The sequence below is a fragment of the Roseomonas haemaphysalidis genome, from assembly GCF_017355405.1.
GTDB lineage: Bacteria > Pseudomonadota > Alphaproteobacteria > Acetobacterales > Acetobacteraceae > Pseudoroseomonas > Pseudoroseomonas haemaphysalidis.
Window position 1 is genome coordinate 1,216,959 of record NZ_CP061177.1, and the last position, 18,454, is coordinate 1,235,412.

At 71.7% G+C, this 18,454-nt stretch carries 16 protein-coding genes; 8 read left to right on the forward strand and 8 right to left on the reverse strand.

What is annotated here, in order from left to right:
* Positions 1-114 precede the first annotated feature (114 nt).
* From IAI59_RS05560 to IAI59_RS05585, 6 genes are all read left to right on the forward strand, one after another.
* On the forward strand, positions 115-834 hold the full coding sequence (locus tag IAI59_RS05560; protein WP_207443843.1) for a hypothetical protein: 720 nt from the start codon (positions 115-117) through the stop codon (positions 832-834).
* A gap of 13 nt (positions 835-847) precedes the next feature.
* The gene (bcsQ, locus tag IAI59_RS05565) at positions 848-1,714 is read left to right on the forward strand and encodes a cellulose biosynthesis protein BcsQ (RefSeq protein WP_207419273.1); all 867 of its coding nucleotides are present in this window, start codon (positions 848-850) and stop codon (positions 1,712-1,714) included.
* The gene (bcsA, locus tag IAI59_RS05570) at positions 1,714-6,465 is read left to right on the forward strand and encodes a UDP-forming cellulose synthase catalytic subunit (protein ID WP_207419274.1); all 4,752 of its coding nucleotides are present in this window, start codon (positions 1,714-1,716) and stop codon (positions 6,463-6,465) included. Before bcsQ ends, bcsA begins: the two co-directional genes overlap by 1 nt.
* 25 nt (positions 6,466-6,490) lie before the next feature.
* On the forward strand, positions 6,491-6,964 hold the full coding sequence (gene bcsD / locus IAI59_RS05575; RefSeq protein ID WP_207419275.1) for a cellulose biosynthesis protein BcsD: 474 nt from the start codon (positions 6,491-6,493) through the stop codon (positions 6,962-6,964).
* Between the two features lie 92 nt (positions 6,965-7,056).
* The gene (locus tag IAI59_RS05580; protein ID WP_207419276.1) at positions 7,057-8,331 is read left to right on the forward strand and encodes a class I SAM-dependent RNA methyltransferase; all 1,275 of its coding nucleotides are present in this window, start codon (positions 7,057-7,059) and stop codon (positions 8,329-8,331) included.
* A 70-nt stretch (positions 8,332-8,401) separates the two neighbouring features.
* The gene (locus IAI59_RS05585) at positions 8,402-9,427 is read left to right on the forward strand and encodes an MBL fold metallo-hydrolase (protein ID WP_207419277.1); all 1,026 of its coding nucleotides are present in this window, start codon (positions 8,402-8,404) and stop codon (positions 9,425-9,427) included.
* Between the two features lie 252 nt (positions 9,428-9,679).
* Here IAI59_RS05585 and IAI59_RS05590 read toward each other — a convergent pair whose 3' ends face one another.
* The 8 genes from IAI59_RS05590 to IAI59_RS05625 are packed head-to-tail and all read right to left on the reverse strand — an operon-like array spanning position 9,680 to position 16,244.
* Positions 9,680-10,051 carry a HesB/IscA family protein gene (locus IAI59_RS05590; RefSeq protein ID WP_207419278.1) on the reverse strand — a complete coding sequence of 124 codons (372 nt, stop codon included), beginning with the start codon at positions 10,049-10,051 and terminating at the stop codon, positions 9,680-9,682.
* 13 nt (positions 10,052-10,064) lie between these two features.
* Entirely contained in the window at positions 10,065-10,529 is a 465-nt protein-coding gene (locus IAI59_RS05595; protein ID WP_207419279.1) for an SUF system Fe-S cluster assembly protein, read from the reverse strand.
* Positions 10,489-10,956 carry a Fe-S cluster assembly sulfur transfer protein SufU gene (gene sufU / locus IAI59_RS05600; RefSeq protein WP_207419280.1) on the reverse strand — a complete coding sequence of 156 codons (468 nt, stop codon included), beginning with the start codon at positions 10,954-10,956 and terminating at the stop codon, positions 10,489-10,491. The genes IAI59_RS05595 and sufU overlap by 41 nt, the downstream gene beginning before the upstream one ends.
* Entirely contained in the window at positions 10,956-12,200 is a 1,245-nt protein-coding gene (locus IAI59_RS05605; protein ID WP_207419281.1) for an aminotransferase class V-fold PLP-dependent enzyme, read from the reverse strand. The genes sufU and IAI59_RS05605 overlap by 1 nt, the downstream gene beginning before the upstream one ends.
* A gap of 2 nt (positions 12,201-12,202) precedes the next feature.
* Positions 12,203-13,483 (reverse strand): Fe-S cluster assembly protein SufD, encoded by a 1,281-nt coding sequence (sufD, locus tag IAI59_RS05610; protein ID WP_207419282.1) that lies wholly within the window; start codon positions 13,481-13,483, stop codon positions 12,203-12,205.
* Positions 13,480-14,223, reverse strand: a complete 744-nt coding sequence (gene sufC / locus IAI59_RS05615; protein ID WP_207419283.1) for a Fe-S cluster assembly ATPase SufC — start codon at positions 14,221-14,223, stop codon at positions 13,480-13,482. Before sufC ends, sufD begins: the two co-directional genes overlap by 4 nt.
* 17 nt (positions 14,224-14,240) lie before the next feature.
* Complete coding sequence (gene sufB, locus IAI59_RS05620) at positions 14,241-15,740, reverse strand: Fe-S cluster assembly protein SufB (protein ID WP_207419284.1); 1,500 nt, start codon at positions 15,738-15,740, stop codon at positions 14,241-14,243.
* A gap of 12 nt (positions 15,741-15,752) precedes the next feature.
* Positions 15,753-16,244 carry an SUF system Fe-S cluster assembly regulator gene (locus IAI59_RS05625; RefSeq protein WP_207419285.1) on the reverse strand — a complete coding sequence of 164 codons (492 nt, stop codon included), beginning with the start codon at positions 16,242-16,244 and terminating at the stop codon, positions 15,753-15,755.
* 139 nt (positions 16,245-16,383) lie between these two features.
* Here IAI59_RS05625 and IAI59_RS05630 point away from each other — a divergent pair, with 139 nt between their 5' ends.
* Together IAI59_RS05630 and IAI59_RS05635 are read left to right on the forward strand one after the other, a co-directional pair.
* Positions 16,384-17,004 (forward strand): NUDIX hydrolase, encoded by a 621-nt coding sequence (locus IAI59_RS05630; RefSeq protein WP_207419286.1) that lies wholly within the window; start codon positions 16,384-16,386, stop codon positions 17,002-17,004.
* A 277-nt stretch (positions 17,005-17,281) separates the two neighbouring features.
* On the forward strand, positions 17,282-18,439 hold the full coding sequence (locus IAI59_RS05635; protein WP_207419287.1) for a Re/Si-specific NAD(P)(+) transhydrogenase subunit alpha: 1,158 nt from the start codon (positions 17,282-17,284) through the stop codon (positions 18,437-18,439).
* The last annotated feature ends 15 nt before the right edge of the window (positions 18,440-18,454 follow it).

Below are 18,454 nucleotides of genomic sequence, written 5' to 3' on the forward strand. Positions count from 1 at the left end.
CTGAATGGGCCCGTGATCCGCTATCGCAGCTTCGGCAATGGACCGACACGCCCGCTGCCGCTCGCGGCCGGGCCGCGGGGCGACGATGCGCCGCCGGCTTCTGTTGCCGCCCCGATGCCAGCGGACGACGTGCCGCAGCCCGTGGCGGCCGCGCCGAACCCAGGGCCCCACGTCCCCCCCGCCGCCGCCACGCCGCCGCCGCCCCCTGCCGACGAGGGGGCAGCCACCGCCCAGGCGCAGCCGAATCAGGCGCCGCCCCCGGCGCTGCCCGCCGCAGCTCCGCCGGCCCCACCTCCACCCACCCCGGCTCCGGCCAGCCCGCCCGCCGCCCGTCCCACGGCCGACTCGCTGCTGCTGGCGCTGCGGGACGACGCCCGGCGCGATGCCCAGCCACAGGACCCCGCCGCGCCGCCGCGCAGCCTGCTGGACCAGCTTCGCCTGGATTCCGCGCTGCCGTCGCCGCCGGCCGAGGGGCTGCTGGCCCTGCTGGCTTCGCCGCCTTGCTGGGACGCGCCGCAGCCTGGGCCCGCCGCGCCGGAGCCGCCGCCGCTGGTCGGCCAGCCGATCCAGCCCTGGGTGCCGGCCGAGCCCGCCGCCGAGGTTTCGCGGGCCGAGGGGCCGGCGCCGGAAGCGCCAGCCGCGCCGCGCCCCGTTTGGGCGCCGCTGCCGCCTGCGCCGGCCGCCGCCGCCGCCGCACCTGCGCCCGCCTCGCTGGCCGCCATGTTCCGGCTGGTCGGGGGCGCGCCGGTGGCCGCGCCGCCGCCGCCAGCACCGGCGCGGCCCGCTTCGTTGCAGGACGTGTTGCGGGGCCTGCGCTCCGCCGAGCACGGTTGAGGAGCCGCAGCCGGTGCCGCTGATCTGCTTTGCTTCGCCCAAGGGTGGCGTGGGCAAGACCACGCTGTCGGCCAATGTCGCCGACCTGCTGCGCCAGTCCGGCCGCACCGCGCTGGCGCTGGACCTCGACCCCCAGAACGCCTTGCGGCTGCATTTCGGCGTGCCGCCGGGCGACCTGGGCGGCTTCAACGGGCAGTTGCCGCGCCGGCCGGACTGGCGCGCGGCGCTGCGCCAGGCGGCGTCCGGCACCCTGCTGCTGCCGCACGGCGCGGTGGAGCTGCGCGATGCGCTGGAACACAACGCCGCGCTGGAACGCGACCCCGGGCTGCTGGCCACGCCGCTGCGCGAGATGCTGGCCGACCCGCGGGTGGTGGTGGTGGCCGACATGCCGCCCGGCCCGTCCCAGGCGCTGGCGATCCTGATGCCCATGGCCGCCCTGGTGGTGACCGTGCTGCAAAGCGAGGCGATCAGCGCCGCCATGCTGGGCGAGATCGAAGCCGGGCGCTTTCTGGGCAACGGCACCATGGCGGCGCTGTTCGCCGGCCGTCTGCAATTCGTGCTGAACGGCGTGGACCTGGATTCGCGCCTGTCGCGCAACGCCGCCGAGGCGGTGGCGCGGCATCTCGGCCCGCGCCTGCTCGGCGCCGTCAGCCGCGACGAGGCGGTGGGCGAGGCGCTGGCGGCGCAGCGGCTGGTGCACGAGATGGCGCCCGACAGCCGCGCGGCGGCCGACCTGCGGCAGGTGGCGCGCGCCATCGAGGCGCTGCTGCCGCCGCCGGCCCCGGCGCCCGCCCCCTGGCGGGCGGCGGAACTGCTTGACGCGCGAAAGGCACCCCGCATGGCCACGGCCTGGTCGGTGCCGGAATGGGGAACACGCTGATGCGGCTCGGTCGTCGGATCAACGGCATGCTGATGCGCGTGCCGCTGATGAACGTTCTCCTGATGACGATGGGCGGGCTGCTCGGCCTGGTCTTCATGGTGGCGCCGCTGGAAGCGGAGCAGCAGGCCTGGCTGGCGCTGGGCGGCTTTCTGGTATTCCTGGTGGTCAACCGCTTCCAGGGGCGGGGCGCGCTGTTCTTTCTGGTGGCGCTCTCCTCCTTCATCTCCATGCGCTACCTGTATTGGCGCGTCACGGAAACGCTGGGCTACACCGGCTACATCGCCACCTTCCTGGGCACCGGCCTGCTGCTGGCCGAGGTCTATGCCGTGCTGGCGCTGCTGCTGTCCTATTTCCAGCAGCTCTGGCCCTTGCAGCGCAAGCCGGTGGCATTGCCCGACGCGGTCGAGGAATGGCCGGTCGTCGACATCTTCATCCCCTCCTACAACGAGCCGCTGGAGGTGGTGAAGCCGGCGGTGTTCGGCGCCATGGCCATGGACTGGCCGCGCGACAAGATGAACATCTACGTGCTGGATGACGGCCGGCGCGCCGACTTCCGCGCCTTCTGCGAGGAAGTCGGCTGCGGCTACATGATCCGTCCCGACAACAAGGGCGCCAAGGCCGGCAACATCAACCACGCGCTGACCAAGACCAACGGCGAGTACATCGCCATCTTCGACTGCGACCACGTGGCGACGCGCGCCTTTCTGCAGCTCACGCTGGGCTGGATGCTGCGCGACAAGCGCATCGGCATGCTGCAAACGCCGCACCACTTCTATTCGCCCGACCCCTTCGAGCGGAACCTCGCTTCCGGCCAGCGCATCCCCAACGAGGGGCTGCTGTTCTACGGGCTGGTGCAGCAGGGCAACGACCTGTGGAACGCCACCTTCTTCTGCGGCTCCTGCGCCGTGCTGCGCCGCACCGCGCTGCTGGAAGTGGGCGGCGTGCCTACCCAGACGGTGACGGAAGACTGCCACTGCTCGCTGAAGATGCAGCGGCTGGGCTGGCGCACCGCCTATCTGCGGCTGCCCATGGCCGCCGGCCTCGCCACCGACCGCCTGCTATCCCACATCGGCCAGCGCATGCGCTGGGCGCGCGGCATGATCCAGATCCTGCGCGTGGAGAACCCGATGTTCGGCCCCGGGCTGAACTTCGCGCAGCGGTTGTGCTACCTGAATGCCCAGTGGCACTTCCTGTTCCCGCTGCCGCGCTTCGTGTTCCTGACCTCGCCGCTGGCGTTCCTGTTGTTCGGGCAGAACATCATCGCCGCCTCGCCGCTGGCGATCCTGGCCTATGCCGGGCCGCACGTGGTGCATTCCATCGTCACCAACAGCAAGCTGCAGGGCAAGGTGCGCCACAGCTTCTGGTCCGAGATCTACGAGACGGTGCTGGCGCTCTACCTGCTGCCCGTGGTGCTCACCACGCTGCTCGACCCGTCCAAGGGCAAGTTCAACGTCACCGACAAGGGCGGCACGCTGCAGGACGGCTATTTCGACGTGCGCGCCGTGGGGCCCAACCTGGTGCTGGGCGGCGTGCTCGTGCTGGGGCTGATGTCCGGCATCCTGGGCATGGTGCTGAACGCGCCGTCCAGCCTGGCCTTCCAGGCCAATGCGCTGAACGCGGTGTGGGTGCTGCTGTCGCTGGTCACGGTGCTGGCGGGCCTCGCCGTCGGCCGCGAGCGGCGCCAGGTGCGCGAGCGCGCGCGCATCGCCGCCGTGATCCCGGCCGCCGTGGTGCTGCCGGACGGCACCCGCGTGAAGGGGCGCAGCGTCGACCTGTCGCTGGGCGGCGCCGCGCTGGCGGTGCCGGCGCCGGAGCAGCTCGCTTCCGGCGCCACGCTGACCCTGGAATTCGAGATCGCCACGGAAACGGTGTCGGTGCCGGCCGAAGCGCTGCGCTGGCAGGGCGATCGGCTGCAGGCGCGCTTCACGCCCGAAACGCTGCTGGATGAAGGCAATATCGTGCGCGTCGTGCTCGGCCGGGCCGACGCGTGGCTGCACTGGGACGACGTGCCTGCGGACCGCCCGCTGCGCGCTTTGGCGGAGGTCGCATTGAGCATCGGTGGTTTGTTCCGGGGCAGCAGCCAGCTGTCGCTGAAGGAGCGGCGCGCCCGCCGCCAGCAGCAGCAGGCGGCGCTGCGCGCCACGGTCACGCCGCCGGCCGGCGTGGCGACCCCGGTGGCCGCGGCGCCGCCCGCCGCTGAGGCCGCCGCGCCGGCGGCGCCGCGCCGTGGCCGCACGCGCCTCGGCCGCCGCGCCGCGGCGCTGCTGGTCCTGGCGCTTGGCATGCCGGCGGCGGCGGAAGCGCAGGTGATGCGTCCGCAGGCGCCGCCCGCCCTGCCGCCGGTCGGCTCGCCCGGCAGCGCGGTCCCGGGCCTGACCCTGGCGCAGGCAACGCCCGTGCTGCCGCCGCAGGCGCCCAACGGCGCCCCGCTGGGCGCCCCGCCCGCCGGCGCGCCGCTGGCCACGCCGCCGGCCGCCGCGCCGCCGCCCGCCGCCGCGCAGGCCACGCCCCCCGCCGCCGTCCCGCCGGCGGCGGCAGCGGCGCCTGCCCCGGGCGGGCTGGCCTTTGGCGCGCCCAGCGGCCCGGTCGGCTCCTCGCGCATGGAAACGCGCAGCCTGCGCCAGCTCGGCCTCGGTGGCCCCATGCAGCTGCGCGGCACCTCGGACCTGCAGGGCGTGCTGTTCGGCATCCGCGGCGACGAGGTGGTGACCGGCGCCAAGCTGACCATCCAGGGCGCGACCAGCCCGGCGCTGATCCCGGAACTGAGCCAGATCGCCGTCACGTTGAACGAGCAGTTCGTCGCCACCGTGACGCCGGACAAGGCGCGCCCCGCCTTCGGGCCGGTGGAATTCCCGATGAACCCGGTGTTCTTCGCGGATGCCAACCGGCTGAACTTCCGCTTCACCGGCCGCTACGCGGTGGAATGCAACGACCCGCTGTCGGGCCTGCTGTGGTCCACCATCTCCGACCTGTCCACCGTGCAGCTGACGCTGGAACGCCTGCCGCTGCCGCGCGACCTGGCCCGCCTGCCGGAGCCGTTCTTCGACCCGCGCGTGCTGCGCGAGCCGCTGAACCTGCCGGTGGTGCTGCCGGACAACGCCGGCAACGACGTGGTGCGCGCCGCCGCCATCGCTTCCTCCTGGTTCGCGGTGCAGGCGGACTACCGCGGCGCCAACTTCCCGGTCAGCCTGGCGCTGCCGGCGCGCGGCAACGCGGTGGTGATCGCCACCGGCCCCGATGCCATTCCCGGCCTGACGCTGCCGCGCATGGAAGGCCCGACCCTGGCCGTGGTGCCCAACCCGGCCGATGCCGACGGTCTGCTGCTGGTGGTGGGCGGGCGCAACGGCGCCGATGCCGCCGTCGCCGCCCAGGCCCTGGCCGTGGGGCGCGAGGCGCTGTCGGGTGAGCTGGCGCTGGTGCAGGCGCCGACCGCCGCGCCGCGCGAGCCCTATGACGCCCCGCGCTGGATCCGCTCCGACCGCCCGGTGAAGTTCGGCGAGATGGTGGACCCGTCCGAGCTGCAGTCCTACGGCTTCGCGCCCGGCACCATCGCCATCCCGTTCCGCACCGCGCCCGACCTCTACACCTGGCGCGACCGTGCCCTGCCGGTGAACGTGTTCTTTCGCGCGCCGCCGGGGCCGATCACGGATGTCGCGGTGTCGCGCCTCGATGCCGGGCTGAACAACACCTACCTGCGCTCCTTTCCGCTGCGCGACGGGGAGCCGAGCTGGCCGTTCAACTGGCTGGCCCGCCAGGTCAACGCCGCCAGCGTGGCCGAGCGCAGCCAGGGCGAGGTGGGCCTGCCGCCCTACCTGATCTTCGGCCTGAACGACCTGCAGCTGCGCTTCGACATGCGGCCGATGAACCGCGGCGACTGCGTGTCCATCCCCGGCGACGTGCGGGCCTCCATCGACCCGGACAGCACCATCGACCTGTCGCGCGGCTGGCGCTTCGCCGAGCTGCCCAACCTGTCCTACTTCGCCGGCGCGGGCTTTCCCTACACCCGGCTGGCCGATTTCGGCGGCACCGCCGCCGTGCTGCCGGAGCGGCCCAACACCTCCGAGCTGTCCGCCTTTCTGACCCTGCTGGGCCGGCTGTCCGCCAATGTCGGCCACGCCGCCACCCGCATCGCCATCGCGCGCCCGACCGGGCTGGCCGAGGTGGCGGAGCGCGACCTGCTGCTGATCGGCGCCATCGGCCGCCAGCCCGCGCTGGCGGACATGCTGCGCGACCGCAGCCCGCTGCAGATCGAGGGCAACCGCGTGACCCTGGCGCTGCCCGACGCGCTGGAAGGCTTCCGCAACCTGTTCCTGTCCGATGACCAGCGGCTGCAGCGCGACCAGTTGCAGGCCACGCTGGCGCAGCCGCCGTCGCAGGCCGGCGACGGCACGGGCATGCTGATCGGCTTTGAAAGCCCGCTGAGCGCCAAGCGCAGCGTGGTGGCGCTGACCGGCAGCAACCAGCAGGGAATGGAAGCCATGGTCGCCTCGCTGCGGGACGTGGAGGTGCTGCCGCGCATCCAGGGCGATCTCGCCGTGCTCTCCAACGGCCGCATCACCGCCTACAAGATCAACCGCAACTACACGGTGGGCTTCATCCCGCCCTGGCTGTGGCCGCAATACTACCTGGGCCAGCGGCCGGACACGCTGCTGCTGATGGTGCTGGTGGCCGCCCTGCTGGTGGCGGTGCCGACCTACTGGCTCTTGCGCCGCAAGGCCGCCCGCCGCCTGCGCACGCGCACCGGCCATTGATGACGCCGCGAGGAACACACCGCCCATGACCCAGACGCTTCAGCCAGCCCTGGCCTACCTGGCACGGCGCGACGTCAGCGCGCAGTGGCGCGGCTTTCTGGGGGCGATGCTGCCCGCGCTGGCCGCCCGCCTGCCGGACGCCGAGCGCGATGCCCTGCTGCGCGACGCCGGCGAACGGCTGGCCGCCGCCTGGCCGCTGCAGCCGGCGGACACGCTGGACGGGCTGGAGCAGCGCATGAACGAGGCGCTTGCCGCCGCGCGCTGGGGCCATGTGGCGCTGCAACTGGACGCGGCGGACCGCACCCTGCGCTTTGTGCACAGTGCCGCCCCCTGCGTTGCCGCCGCCGGGGACCCGGACGGGGCCTGGATCGGCCCCGTGCTGGAGGGCCTTTACGCGGCTTGGCTGAGCGCCCAGCCGGGTGGCGGCGAGGCGGGCGCCGCCCGGGTGCGGCTGGTGTCCTTCACGCCGGGCGAGGCGGTCCTGGCCTTCGGGCAGTAAGGGCAGGGCCGGGGAACTTCCTTCCCCCGGCCTTTCCCCCCGTTGCCGGATGGCGCTTGCATCGCCGCCCCGCGCCGGGCACTCCCCCGCGCATGGAATTCAGCATCGCCCGCCTGGGCACCGCGGGCGACGGCATCGCCGCCGGCGCCGACGGCCGCCCGGTCTTCATCCCCTTCGCCCTGCCCGGCGAGCAGGTGGAAGCCGAGCCGGCCGGCAAGCAGGGGGAAGGGCAGGCGGCGGCGTTGCGCACGGTGCTGCGGGCCTCGTCCGACCGCGCCGTGCCGCCTTGCCCGTATTTTGGCCATTGCGGCGGCTGCACCATGCAGCACATGGCCATCCCGCCCTACGCCGCCTGGAAGCGCGCGCGTTTGGCGGAGGCACTGGCCCGCGCCGGTTTCGCCGACGATGGCGCGGTGGCCGCGCCCGCCGTCACCCCGCCGCACACCCGCCGCCGTGCCGACCTCGCCCTGCGGCGGGAGCAGGGAGTGCCGGTGCTGGGCTTCCACGCGCGCGCCAGCGGCGCGGTGGTGGACCTGGACAGCTGCGTGGTGCTGGACCCGGCGCTGGTGGCGCTGTTCGCGCCGCTGAAGCAGGTGTTGCGCAGCCTGTCCGCATTCCGGCGGGAAGGCTCGGCGGTGCTCAACCTCCTGGACACCGGCCCCGATCTCCTGCTGCGCCTGGATGCCGAGCCGAGCTTCGCCGACCGCACCCTGCTGGCCGACTTCGCGCGCGAGCACGGCATCCCGCGCATCGCCTGCGCGCCGCTGAAGGGGCTGGTCAGCGAAACCATGGCGCAACTCGGCCCCGCCGTGATCGCGCTGGGCGGCGTGCCGGTGCCGGCAGCCCCCGGCGCGTTTCTGCAGGCGACACCGCAGGGCGAGGCCGCGATCGTCGCCGCCGTGCTGGCCGGCTTGCCGGAAAAGCTGCCCGCCAAGGCACGCATCGCGGATCTCTATGCCGGCCTCGGCACGCTATCCTTTCCGCTGGCGGCCCGTGCCCGGGTGGCGGGGTATGAAAGCGGGCCGGACGCCTTTGCCTCGTTGGATGCGGCCGCGCGCAAGTCGGGCGGGCGGGTGGAGGCCTTCCGGCGCGACCTGTCGCGCCAGCCGCTGACCGTGAAGGAGCTGGATGCCTTCGCCGCCGTGGTGCTGGACCCGCCCTATGCCGGGGCCATCGATCAGATGCCGGCGCTGGCGAAAAGCAGGGTCCAGCGCATCGTCTACGTGTCCTGCAACCCGGTGGCGCTGGCACGCGACACCAAGCTGCTGCACGCCGCCGGCTGGGGGCTGCTGCGGGCCACGCCGGTGGACCAGTTTCTGTGGTCGTCGCAGTTGGAAGCGGTGGCGGTCTTCGCGCGGCAGAAATGACAGGTTCCCGCTTGATCCCGGCGCGGCGCGGCCCAATTCCGAAGGGCTTGAACCAGCGGGAGCGGACAGCATGGACTTCGATCAATGGAGCTTCGACCGGCGCGGGCTGATGGCCGCCGCCGGGGCACTGGCCGCCACGCCGCTGCTGGCGCGGCTCGGCATCAGCCCGGCCGCCGCCCAGACGGCCGCCGCGCCCGCCGCCGCCCCCGCCGCGGCCGGCCCCGCCCAGGCCCCCGGCTTTTACCGCTTCAAGCTGGGCAGCCGCGTCGTGACGGTGGTGAACGACGGCTACGGCAGCCGCCCCAAGCCCACCGAGGGCTTCGTGAAGAACGCGGATGCCGCCGCCGTTGAAGCCGCGCTGCAGGCCGGCTTCCTGCCGACGGATGCCATCAACATCCCCTACACCGTCACCTTTCTGGAAACCCCGGACGGGCTGGTGGCCTTTGACGCCGGCACCGGCGGGCAGCTTGGCGCGACCGCGGGCCGGCTGGCGGCCAACATGGCCGCCGCCGGGCTGGACGCCGCCCGCGTGACCCAGGTGGTCATGACCCACTTCCACGCCGACCACATCACCGGCCTGACCACCGCCGACGACAAGCCGGTGTTTCCCAACGCCGCCGTGATCGTGCCCAAGGCCGAATACGCCTACTGGATGAGCGACGACAATGCCGCCAAGGCGCCGGACGCCATGAAGCCCGCCTTCGCCAACGTCCGCCGCCGCCTGGAGCCCTACAAGGCCAAGCTGCGGCAGATCGAGGAAGGTGAGGTGATGTCCGGCGTCGTCGCCCTGTCCACCCCCGGCCACACTCCCGGCCATACCAGCTACTTGCTGGCCGATGGCAGCAATCAGGCGATGGTGCTGGGCGACGTCACCAACCGCCCCGAACTGAACCTCGTCAACCCGGGCTGGCACTTGGTCTTCGACATGGATGCCGACCTCGCGGAAAAGACCCGTCGCGAGGTGTTCGACCGTGTGGCGACCGACCGCATCCGCTGCATCGGCTACCACTGGCCGTTCCCGGCGAACGGCTACGTGGCGAAGACCGAGGGCGGCTACCGCTTCGTGCCGGCGGACTGGTCGAGCGCGGTTCTCTGAGGCTGCGGGCCGTGGCCAGGGGGCGCCGCCCCCTGGACCCCCGCCGGGGTGGCTGAGCCACCCCGGACCCCTGCATCAGAAAGCATCTGGGCGCGCCGGGGGTCGATGACCCCCGGCGACTGAGGATTCGGTCCGGGTGGTCCGCGGAATAAAAAAGGCCGCCCTCTGCAGGCGGCCTTTTTTCTCGCAGCGGGGTCCGGGGTGGACTTTCCACCCCGGCGGGGGCCTGGGGGCAGCGCCCCCAGCCTTGCGTCACACGTGGAAGCTTTCCCCGCAGCCGCAGCGCCCCTTCTCGTTGGGGTTCACGAAGGTGAAGCCGGCGGACATCGCCTTCACCTCGTAGTCCATGGTGGTGCCCAGCAGAAACAGCGTCGCCTTGCGGTCCACCAGCACGGTCACGCCCTTGTCGGTCACCACCTCGTCGCCCGGCCCAGGCGCATCCGCCCAGGTCAGGTCGTAGGACATGCCGGAGCAGCCCTTGGTGCTGACCGCGACGCGCAGCAGCTTGCCGTCCTGCCCCTTGGCGTAAAGGCCGCGCAGCCGCTCGGCGGCGGCGTCGGACACCTGCATCAGCGGCGGCAGGGCCCGACGGGCGGGGGCGGGGGTGGTCGTGGAAGTGCTCATGGCGGCTTCCTTCTCAGTACATGTTGAGGGCGAGGCGGGCATCCTCGCTCATGCGCGACGGGTCCCAGGGCGGGTCCCACACCACTTCGACGGACACGTCCTTGACGCCCGGCACCAGGCGGATGGCTTCCTCCACCTGCTGCGGCAGCTCCTGCGCCGAGGGGCAGGACGGGGTGGTCAGCGTCATTTCCACCGCCACCTTGCCGTCGTCGCCGATCTCGACCGCGTAGATCAGGCCGAGCTCGTAGATGTTCACCGGGATCTCGGGGTCGAACACGGTGCCGATCATGTCGATCACCTTGGCTTCCGAGATGGCGCCGCCTTCGGGCGCCTGCTCGCCCTCGGGCGTCCAGGTGCTGTGCGCGGCGGCCATGGCCTCCTCGCGCGCGAAATCGGCGGCGCCGGGGGCGATCGGGCGCTGCGGGGTGGTGGTCTCGTCACTCACTGCGGGCGGCCTCCTGCTTCTGGTCCAGCGCATTGTTCAGGGTGTGCCAGGCCAGCGTCGCGCATTTCACGCGGCTGGGGTATTCCGACACGCCGCCCAGCACCTGCAGCCGCTCCATCTCGTCGGCGATGCTGGCGCCGCAGTCGGGGCAGGTGCCGGTCATCGCCAGGCTGCGGAACTTCTCGCCCAGTTCCTTGGCCTCGGCCTGGCTCTTGCCGCGCACCGTCTCGGTCATCAGGCTGGCGCTGGCCATGGAGATGGCGCAGCCGCGGCCCTGGAAGCCGGCATCAGCGATGGCGCCGTCCTCGGCCAGCTTGACCCACAGCTCCATCCGGTCGCCGCACATCGGGTTGTCGCCCTTGGCATGGCGGTCGGCATCCTCCAGCCGGCGGAAATTGCGCGGCTTGCGGCCGTGGTCGAGGATGACTTCCTGGTACAGGTCGCGCAGGTCGTCAAACATCAGTTGAAGAACTCCCGGGCCTTGCTCAGCGCCTCGGCCAGGTAGTCGACCTCACCCAGCGTGGTGTAGAGGCCGAAGGAGGCGCGGCAGGTGCTCTCCACGTTAAATCGTGCGTGCAGCGGCTCGGCGCAATGCCGGCCGGAGCGCACGGCGATGCCCGTGCGGTCGAGCAGGGTTGCGAGATCGTGGGCATGCGCGTTGTCCAGCGCGAAGGCGAAGACGCCGCCGCGGTCCTGCGCCCGGCCCAGCAGGGTCAGCCCCTCGACCTCGGCCAGCTTGGCGGTGGCGTGGTCCACCAGGACCCGCTCATGCGCCTCGATCGCCTCCATGCCGATGGCTTCCACATAGTCGATCGCGGCATGCAGGCCGATCGCCTCGATGATCGGCGGCGTGCCGGCCTCGAAGCGCGCGGGCACGGGGGCGGGCAGGAAGCGTTCCAGCGAGACCTCAGCGATCATGTCGCCGCCGCCCAGGAAAGGCGGCATCCGCTCCAACAGCTCCATGCGCGCCCACAGCACGCCGATGCCGGTGGGGCCGTAGAGCTTGTGGCCGGTGAAGACGTAGAAGTCGCAGCCGATGGCCTGCACGTCCACGCGGCGGTGCACCACGGCCTGCGAACCGTCCAGCAGCAGCTTGGCACCGTGCGCATGCGCCAGGGTGGCCAGCCGCGCGGCGGGCGTCACGGTGCCCAGCACGTTGGACATGTGCGTGACGGCGACCAGCTTGACCACGCCATCGGCCAGCTTGGCCTCGACATCCGTCAGGTCCAGCTCGCCCGCATCGGTGATGCGGGCGACGCGCAGCTCGATGCCATGCGCGTCGCGCAGCATCTGCCAGGGCACCAGGTTGGCGTGGTGCTCCATCTCGCTGATCAGCACGCCATCGCCAGCCTTCAGCACGCCCCGGCCATAGCTGTGGGCAACGAGGTTGATGGCGGCGGTGGAGGAGGAGGTGAAGACGATCTCCCGCTCATCCGCCGCGTTGAGAAAACGCGCGACGCCAGAGCGCGCCGCCTCGTAGGCCGCCGTCGCCTTTTCCGAAAGGTTGTAGGCGCCGCGGTGGACGTTGGCGTAGGCCGTTTCCATCGTCCGCACCATGGTGTCGATCACGGCGCGGGGCTTCTGGGCCGAGGCACCGGAATCCAGGAACACCAGTTTCTTGCCGCGAACCGTCTCGGACAGGATCGGGAAATCCCGCCGCACGCGTTCGACATCGAAACCGGGGCTCATCATCGCGCCGTCCATGGCTACGCCACCTTCTCCCACCAGCCGGACACGGCGGTGGCCAATGCGTTGCGGGCCGTCTCGTTTTCCACGGTCTCCACGGCTTCCTGCAGAAAGGCCTCGACCAGCATGGAGCGGGCGAGATCCTGCGGAATGCCGCGGGCGCGGAGGTAGAAGAGCTGCGCCTCGTCCAGCGCGCCGACGGTGGCGCCGTGCGAGCACTTCACATCGTCGGCGTAGATTTCCAGCTGCGGCTTGCTGTCGATCTCCGCTTGCTCGGACAAGAGCAGCGCCTGGTTCATCTGGTAGCCGTCGGTGCGCTGGGCGATCTGGTGCACGTGGATCTTGCCCTGGAACACGCCTCTGGAGCGGCCGGCCAGCACCGTCTTGACCGTCTGGCGGCTGGCGCAGTCGGGCGCCGCGTGGTCCAGAAAGGTCGTGCAATCGCCGTGCTGGCCGTCCGCCAGGAGCTGCGCGCCGTTCAGGTGCGCGGTGGCCTTGGGGCCGTCCAGCGAGACATGCGCCTCGCTGCGCGACAGCTTGGCGCCGGCATGCAGCAGGAAGCTGTCATAGGTGCCGCCGGCCGCGACCTTGGCGAAGACCGTGGACAGGTGGATGCCACCGGGCGCGTCCTGCTGGATGCGCACATGCGTCAGGTGCGCGCCCTCGGCCAGCTGGATCTCCACCACCGGGTTGTGCAGGTAGCGGCCCTCGCCATGGCCCACCGCGCGCTCGATCAGCACCAGCTGCGCGCCGGCACCGAGCCGCACCACGTGGCGCGGATGCACCGCCACGGGCCGGTCGCCCGACTGCACCACGGACAGCAGCTCGATCGCGCCGCCATCGGTGCCGTCCGGCAGGTCGATCAGCGCGCCGTCCTCGAACAGCATGGTGTTCAGCGCCGCCAGCGGCAGGTCGTGCACGCGCGCCACGCTGCCGAGCAGCCCCTCGGCCGTGCCCAGCGCGGTGCCCAGGCTGCGCACCGTGGGGGGCGCCTCCGACAGGTCGGCGCGGAAGCGGCCGTCCAGCAGCACCACGCGGGCGGGCGCCACGGCCTCCGGCAACGCCACGTCGTCGTCCACCGGCGTCAGCGCCTCGGCGAAGCCGGTGCGCGCCAGCAGGCCGAGGTCGGTGTAGTGCCAGGCCTCGATCTTGCGGGTGGGGAAGCCCTGCTCGCGGAAGGCCTTGGCCGCGTTCTCGCGCAGCGCCTGCACCCAGGGGGTGCGGGTGCCGGGCAGGCGGGCGCTGAGCCCCTCGTAGCGGCGCAGGAAGCCTTCGGGCCCTGGTTCGAACAGCGTGATCATGCCGCGTTCACGGCCGCGTAGCCGCTGCCTTCCAGCTGCTTGGCCAGCTCCGGCCCGCCCGACTGCACGATGCGGCCGTCCATCAGCACGTGCACGCGGTCGGGCACGATGTAGTCCAGCAGCCGCTGGTAGTGGGTGATGACCAGCGCCGAGAAGTCCGGCGCGCGCAAGGCGTTCACGCCTTCGGAGACGATCTTCAGCGCGTCGATGTCGAGGCCGGAATCGGTCTCGTCCATGATCGCGAGGCCGGGGCGCAGCAGCGCCATCTGCAGCACCTCGTTGCGCTTCTTCTCGCCGCCCGAGAAGCCGACGTTGACGCCGCGCTTCAGCATGTCCTCCGGCATGGACAGCTCCTTCATGCGGGCACGCGCCAGCTTCAGGAACTGCATGGCGTCCAATTCCGGCTCGCCCTTGTTGCGGCGGATGGCGTTCAGCGCCGTGCGCAGGAAGTTGGCATTGCCCACGCCCGGCAGCTCCACCGGGTACTGGAAGGCCAGGAACACGCCCGCCGCCGCCCGCTCCTCCGGCTCCATCGCCAAAAGGTCGATGCCGTTGAAGGTGGCGGTGCCGCCGGTGATCTCATAGCCATCCCGCCCCGCCAGCACGTAGGACAGGGTGGACTTGCCGGAGCCGTTCGGCCCCATCACGGCGTGGATCTCGCCGGTCGGCACTTCCAGGTCGATCCCCTTGAGGATCGGCTTGCCATCGATTTCGGCCGTCAGGCCCTCGATCTTCAACATAATCTCGTACTCGTCCCTTAGCCCACGGAGCCTTCAAGGCTGATCTGCAACAGCTTCTGCGCCTCGACCGCGAATTCCATCGGCAGCTCCTTCAGGACCTCCCGGCAGAAGCCGTTGACGATCAGCCCCACCGCGTCCTCCTGCGAAAGGCCACGCTGGCGGCAGTAGAACAGCTGGTCCTCGGCGATGCGGCTGGTGGTCGCCTCATGCTCGATCTTGGCGGTGCTGCAGCGGTTCTCGATATACGGCACGGTGTGGGCGCCGCAGAGGTCGCCGATCAGCAGGCTGTCGCACTGCGTGAAGTTGCGCGCGCCGCTCGCCTTGGCGCTGATCTTCACCTGGCCGCGATAGGTGTTCTGCCCGTGCCCGGCGCTGATGCCCTTGGACACGATGGTCGACTTGGTGTTGCGGCCGATGTGGAACATCTTCGTCCCCGTGTCGGCCTGCTGGTAGTTGTTGGTGATGGCCACCGAATAGAACTCGCCCACCGAGTCGTCGCCCTGCAGGATGCAGGACGGGTACTTCCAGGTGATGGCCGAGCCCGTTTCCACCTGCGTCCAGGAGATCTTGGAGCGCGCGCCGCGGCAGGCGCCGCGCTTGGTGACGAAGTTGTAGATGCCGCCCTTGCCGTTCTCGTCGCCCGGGTACCAGTTCTGCACCGTGCTGTACTTGATGCTGGCGTCGTCATGCGCGACCAGCTCCACCACCGCGGCATGCAGCTGGTTCTCGTCGCGCATCGGCGCCGTGCAGCCCTCCAGGTAGGAGACGGTGCTGCCGGCGTCCGCGATGATCAGCGTCCGCTCGAACTGCCCGGTGCTCTTGGCGTTGATGCGGAAATAGGTGGACAGCTCCATCGGGCAGCGCACGCCCTTGGGGATGTAGACGAAGGAACCGTCGGTGAAGACCGCGCTGTTGAGTGCGGCGAAGAAGTTGTCGCCCTGCGGCACCACGGAGCCGAGGTACTGCTGCACCAGCTCGGGGTGGTTCTGCACCGCCTCGGAGATCGGGCAGAAGATGATGCCCTCCTTCGCCAGGCGGTCCTTGTAGGAGGTCGCGACGCTGACGCTGTCGAACACCGCGTCCACCGCCACCGGCATGCGCGCGCCGCCTTCCTCTCCCAGGTCCGCGCCCTCGACGCCGGCCAGGATCGCCTGCTCCTTCAGCGGGATGCCCAGCTTGGCGTAGGTCTTCAGCAGCTCGGGGTCGACCTCGTCCAGCGACTTCGGCCCGGCCTTCTGCTTGGGCGCGGCGTAGTAGTAGGAATCCTGGTAGTCGATCGGCGGATAGCTGACGGAAGGCCAGCGCGGCTCCACCATGGTCTTCCACATGGCGAAGGCCTTCAGGCGCCAGTCGAGCAGCCACTGCGGCTCATTCTTCTGCGCGCTGATGTAGCGGACGATGTCCTCGTTCAGCCCCTTGGGGGCGAAGTCCATCTCGATCTCGGTTTCGAACCCGTACTTGTAGGGGCCCTCGGTGAGCGAGGAAACGGCGTCGATGGTCTCGGTAACGGCGGGCATGATGCGGGGTCCCTACTCGGCAGCCAGGGTCGCCGGCTGAGCCGGCAGGAATGTCGTCGTCGTCTGGGGCGCGGCATGCCCCACGGAGTGGCAGCTCCGCGAGGCCGGCCCGGCAAGGTCGGCCAGGGTGATAGCGGCCAGCGCGCCGCGCACCGCTTCGTTCACGCGGTCCCAGCGGCCACGCACGGGGCAGGTCGCCTCCGTTTCGCAGCCGCCCGAGGCACCGTCGACGCAGGCGGTCAGCGCGATCGGCCCGTCCACCGCCAGGATGACGTCGGACAGCGGCAGCTCGGCCAGCGGGCGGGCCAGGCGATAGCCACCACGCGCGCCGCGCAGCCCCTCCACCAGCCCGGCCTGCGCCAGCGCCTTCAGCACCTTCGCCACCGTCGGCTCGGCGATGCCGGTGCACAGCGCCAGGCAGGGCGCGGTCTGCACCCCGCCCTGGGCTTCCAGCCGGGCCAGAACGACCACGGCGTAATCGGTGAGTTTCGATAGCCGCAGCACGCTGGCGATGGCTCCTGGAAGAAAGCGGACCGTGTTCGTCCTGTTTCGGGCAAATGACCCTGCGGCCTTATGTTGTCAAGGATTTGGCCCGGTGAATCCCGGGTTTGCATGGCTGGCATCCTGGTGCCAGTTTGCCCCCATGCCCCAGCCCGTCTTCCCGCGCCACGCGGCCAGCCTGATCCTGTGGCGCCGGCGGACGGGCGGCGAAACCGAGATCCTGATGGGCCTGCGCCATGCCGGCCTGCGCTTCATGCCCGGGCACCTGGTGTTCCCCGGCGGCCGCGTCGACCTCGCGGACCGCCGCGCCCCTGTGGCCCGCGACCTGCGGCCGGACACGCGGGCCGCCCTGCAGCGCGCCGCCCCGCCGCCGCTGGCACGCGCCCTGGCCGTCGCCGCGGCGCGCGAGCTGGAAGAGGAAACCGGCCTGACCCTGGCGCCGCAGGGCGGCACCGCCCCGGCACTGGACGTGCTGTCCTATGTCTGCCGCGCCGTCACCCCCGCCACGCAGCGTATCCGGTTCAATGCCCGCTTTCTGGCCGCCCCCGCCGAGGCGGCGCGCGGCCGCCTGTCCGGCAGCGGCGAGCTGGAGCGGCTGGACTGGTTCACGCTGCAGGAAGCCACCGCCGCGCCGCTGGCCGGCATCACCGCCCGGGTGCTGGAGCAGTTCGGGTCGATGATGGCCCTGCCGGAAGCGGCGCGGAACGCGCGGCCGCTGGTCTGCTTCCATGGGCTGGACCGGCCGAGGGCGGAGCGGGACTGAGGGGCGCTGCCCCTTCCGGACTGCCCCGCCGGGGGGCTTGAGCCCCACCCCGGACCCTGGCACGAGGAAGCGTGGGGGGAGGCTTCGCGGCCACAGGGCCGCGCTGCGAAGCCTCATCGAACCCTGCGTCGTGCTCTTCCGGGATGCCGGGTTCTGGGGTGGCCTGGCCATGCCGGCGGCACCCCCGGAGGGGGCGGCGTCCGCCGGGCCGCCCTTGCCGTCGCCGCGCCCCCTCGTCATCCTCGCCCGCAGTCGATCGAGGGTGGAGGAGAGCCAGATGCGCCTTGCGGTGCTGAAGGAGCGGCGGGCGGGCGAGACCCGCGTCGCCGCGACGCCGGAAACGGTGAAGAAATTTCTGGCACTGGGTGTCGAGGCGGTGGCGGTCGAAGCCGGCGCGGGCCTCGGCTCCGGCTATCCCGATGCGCTTTATGCCGAGGCGGGCGCGACGGTGGCGCCCGATGCCGCGGCCGCGCTGGCCGGCGCCGGCATCGTCCTGAAGGTGCGCGCGCCGCTGGCCGCCGGCGAGGGCGAGGTGGACGAGCTGTCGCTGATCCCGCGCGGCGCGCTGCTGGTCGGCACGCTGGAGGCGCTCGGCAACCCCGACCGCGCCAAAGCCTATGCGGCGGCGGGCATCGAGGCCTGTTCCATGGAGCTGCTGCCGCGCATCACCCGCGCGCAGAGCATGGACGTGCTGTCGTCCCAGGCCAACCTGGCGGGCTACCGCGCGGTGGTGGAAGGGGCGGCGGCCTTTGACAAGGGCTTCCCGATGCTGATGACGGCGGCGGGCACCATCCCGGCCGCCAATGTCTTTGTCATGGGCGCGGGCGTGGCCGGGCTGCAGGCCATCGCCACCGGCCGGCGCCTCGGCGGCCGCGTGTCCGCCACCGACGTGCGGCCGGCGGCCAAGGAGGAGATCAAGTCCCTCGGCGCCTCCTTCGTCGGTTACGAGGACGAGGAAAGCAAGGCGGCGCAGACGGCGGGCGGCTACGCCAAGCAGCTTTCGGCCGAGTTCTACGCCAAGCAGGCCGAGGTGGTGGCGACGCATATCGCCAAGCAGGACGTGGTGGTGACCACCGCGCTGGTGCAGGGCCGCAAGGCGCCGACTCTGGTCACCGCCGCCATGGTGGCCAGCATGAAGCCCGGCAGCGTGATCGTGGACATCGCGGCCGATGCCGGCGGCAACTGCGCCATGACACAGCCGGGCGAAAGCATCGTCACCGACAATGGCGTCAAGATCCTGGGCTATCGCAACTGGCCGGGCCGCATCGCGGGTGCCGCCAGCGCGCTTTATGCCCGCAACCTGCTGACCTTCCTTTCCACCTTCTGGGACAAGGACGCGAAGGCGCCCAGGCTGCCCGAGGAGGACGAGATCGTCCGCGGCGCCGTGCTGACGCGGGGCGGCGCCGTGGTCCACCCGCAGCTGCTGCAAGCCTGAGCGAGGGAGAAGCCC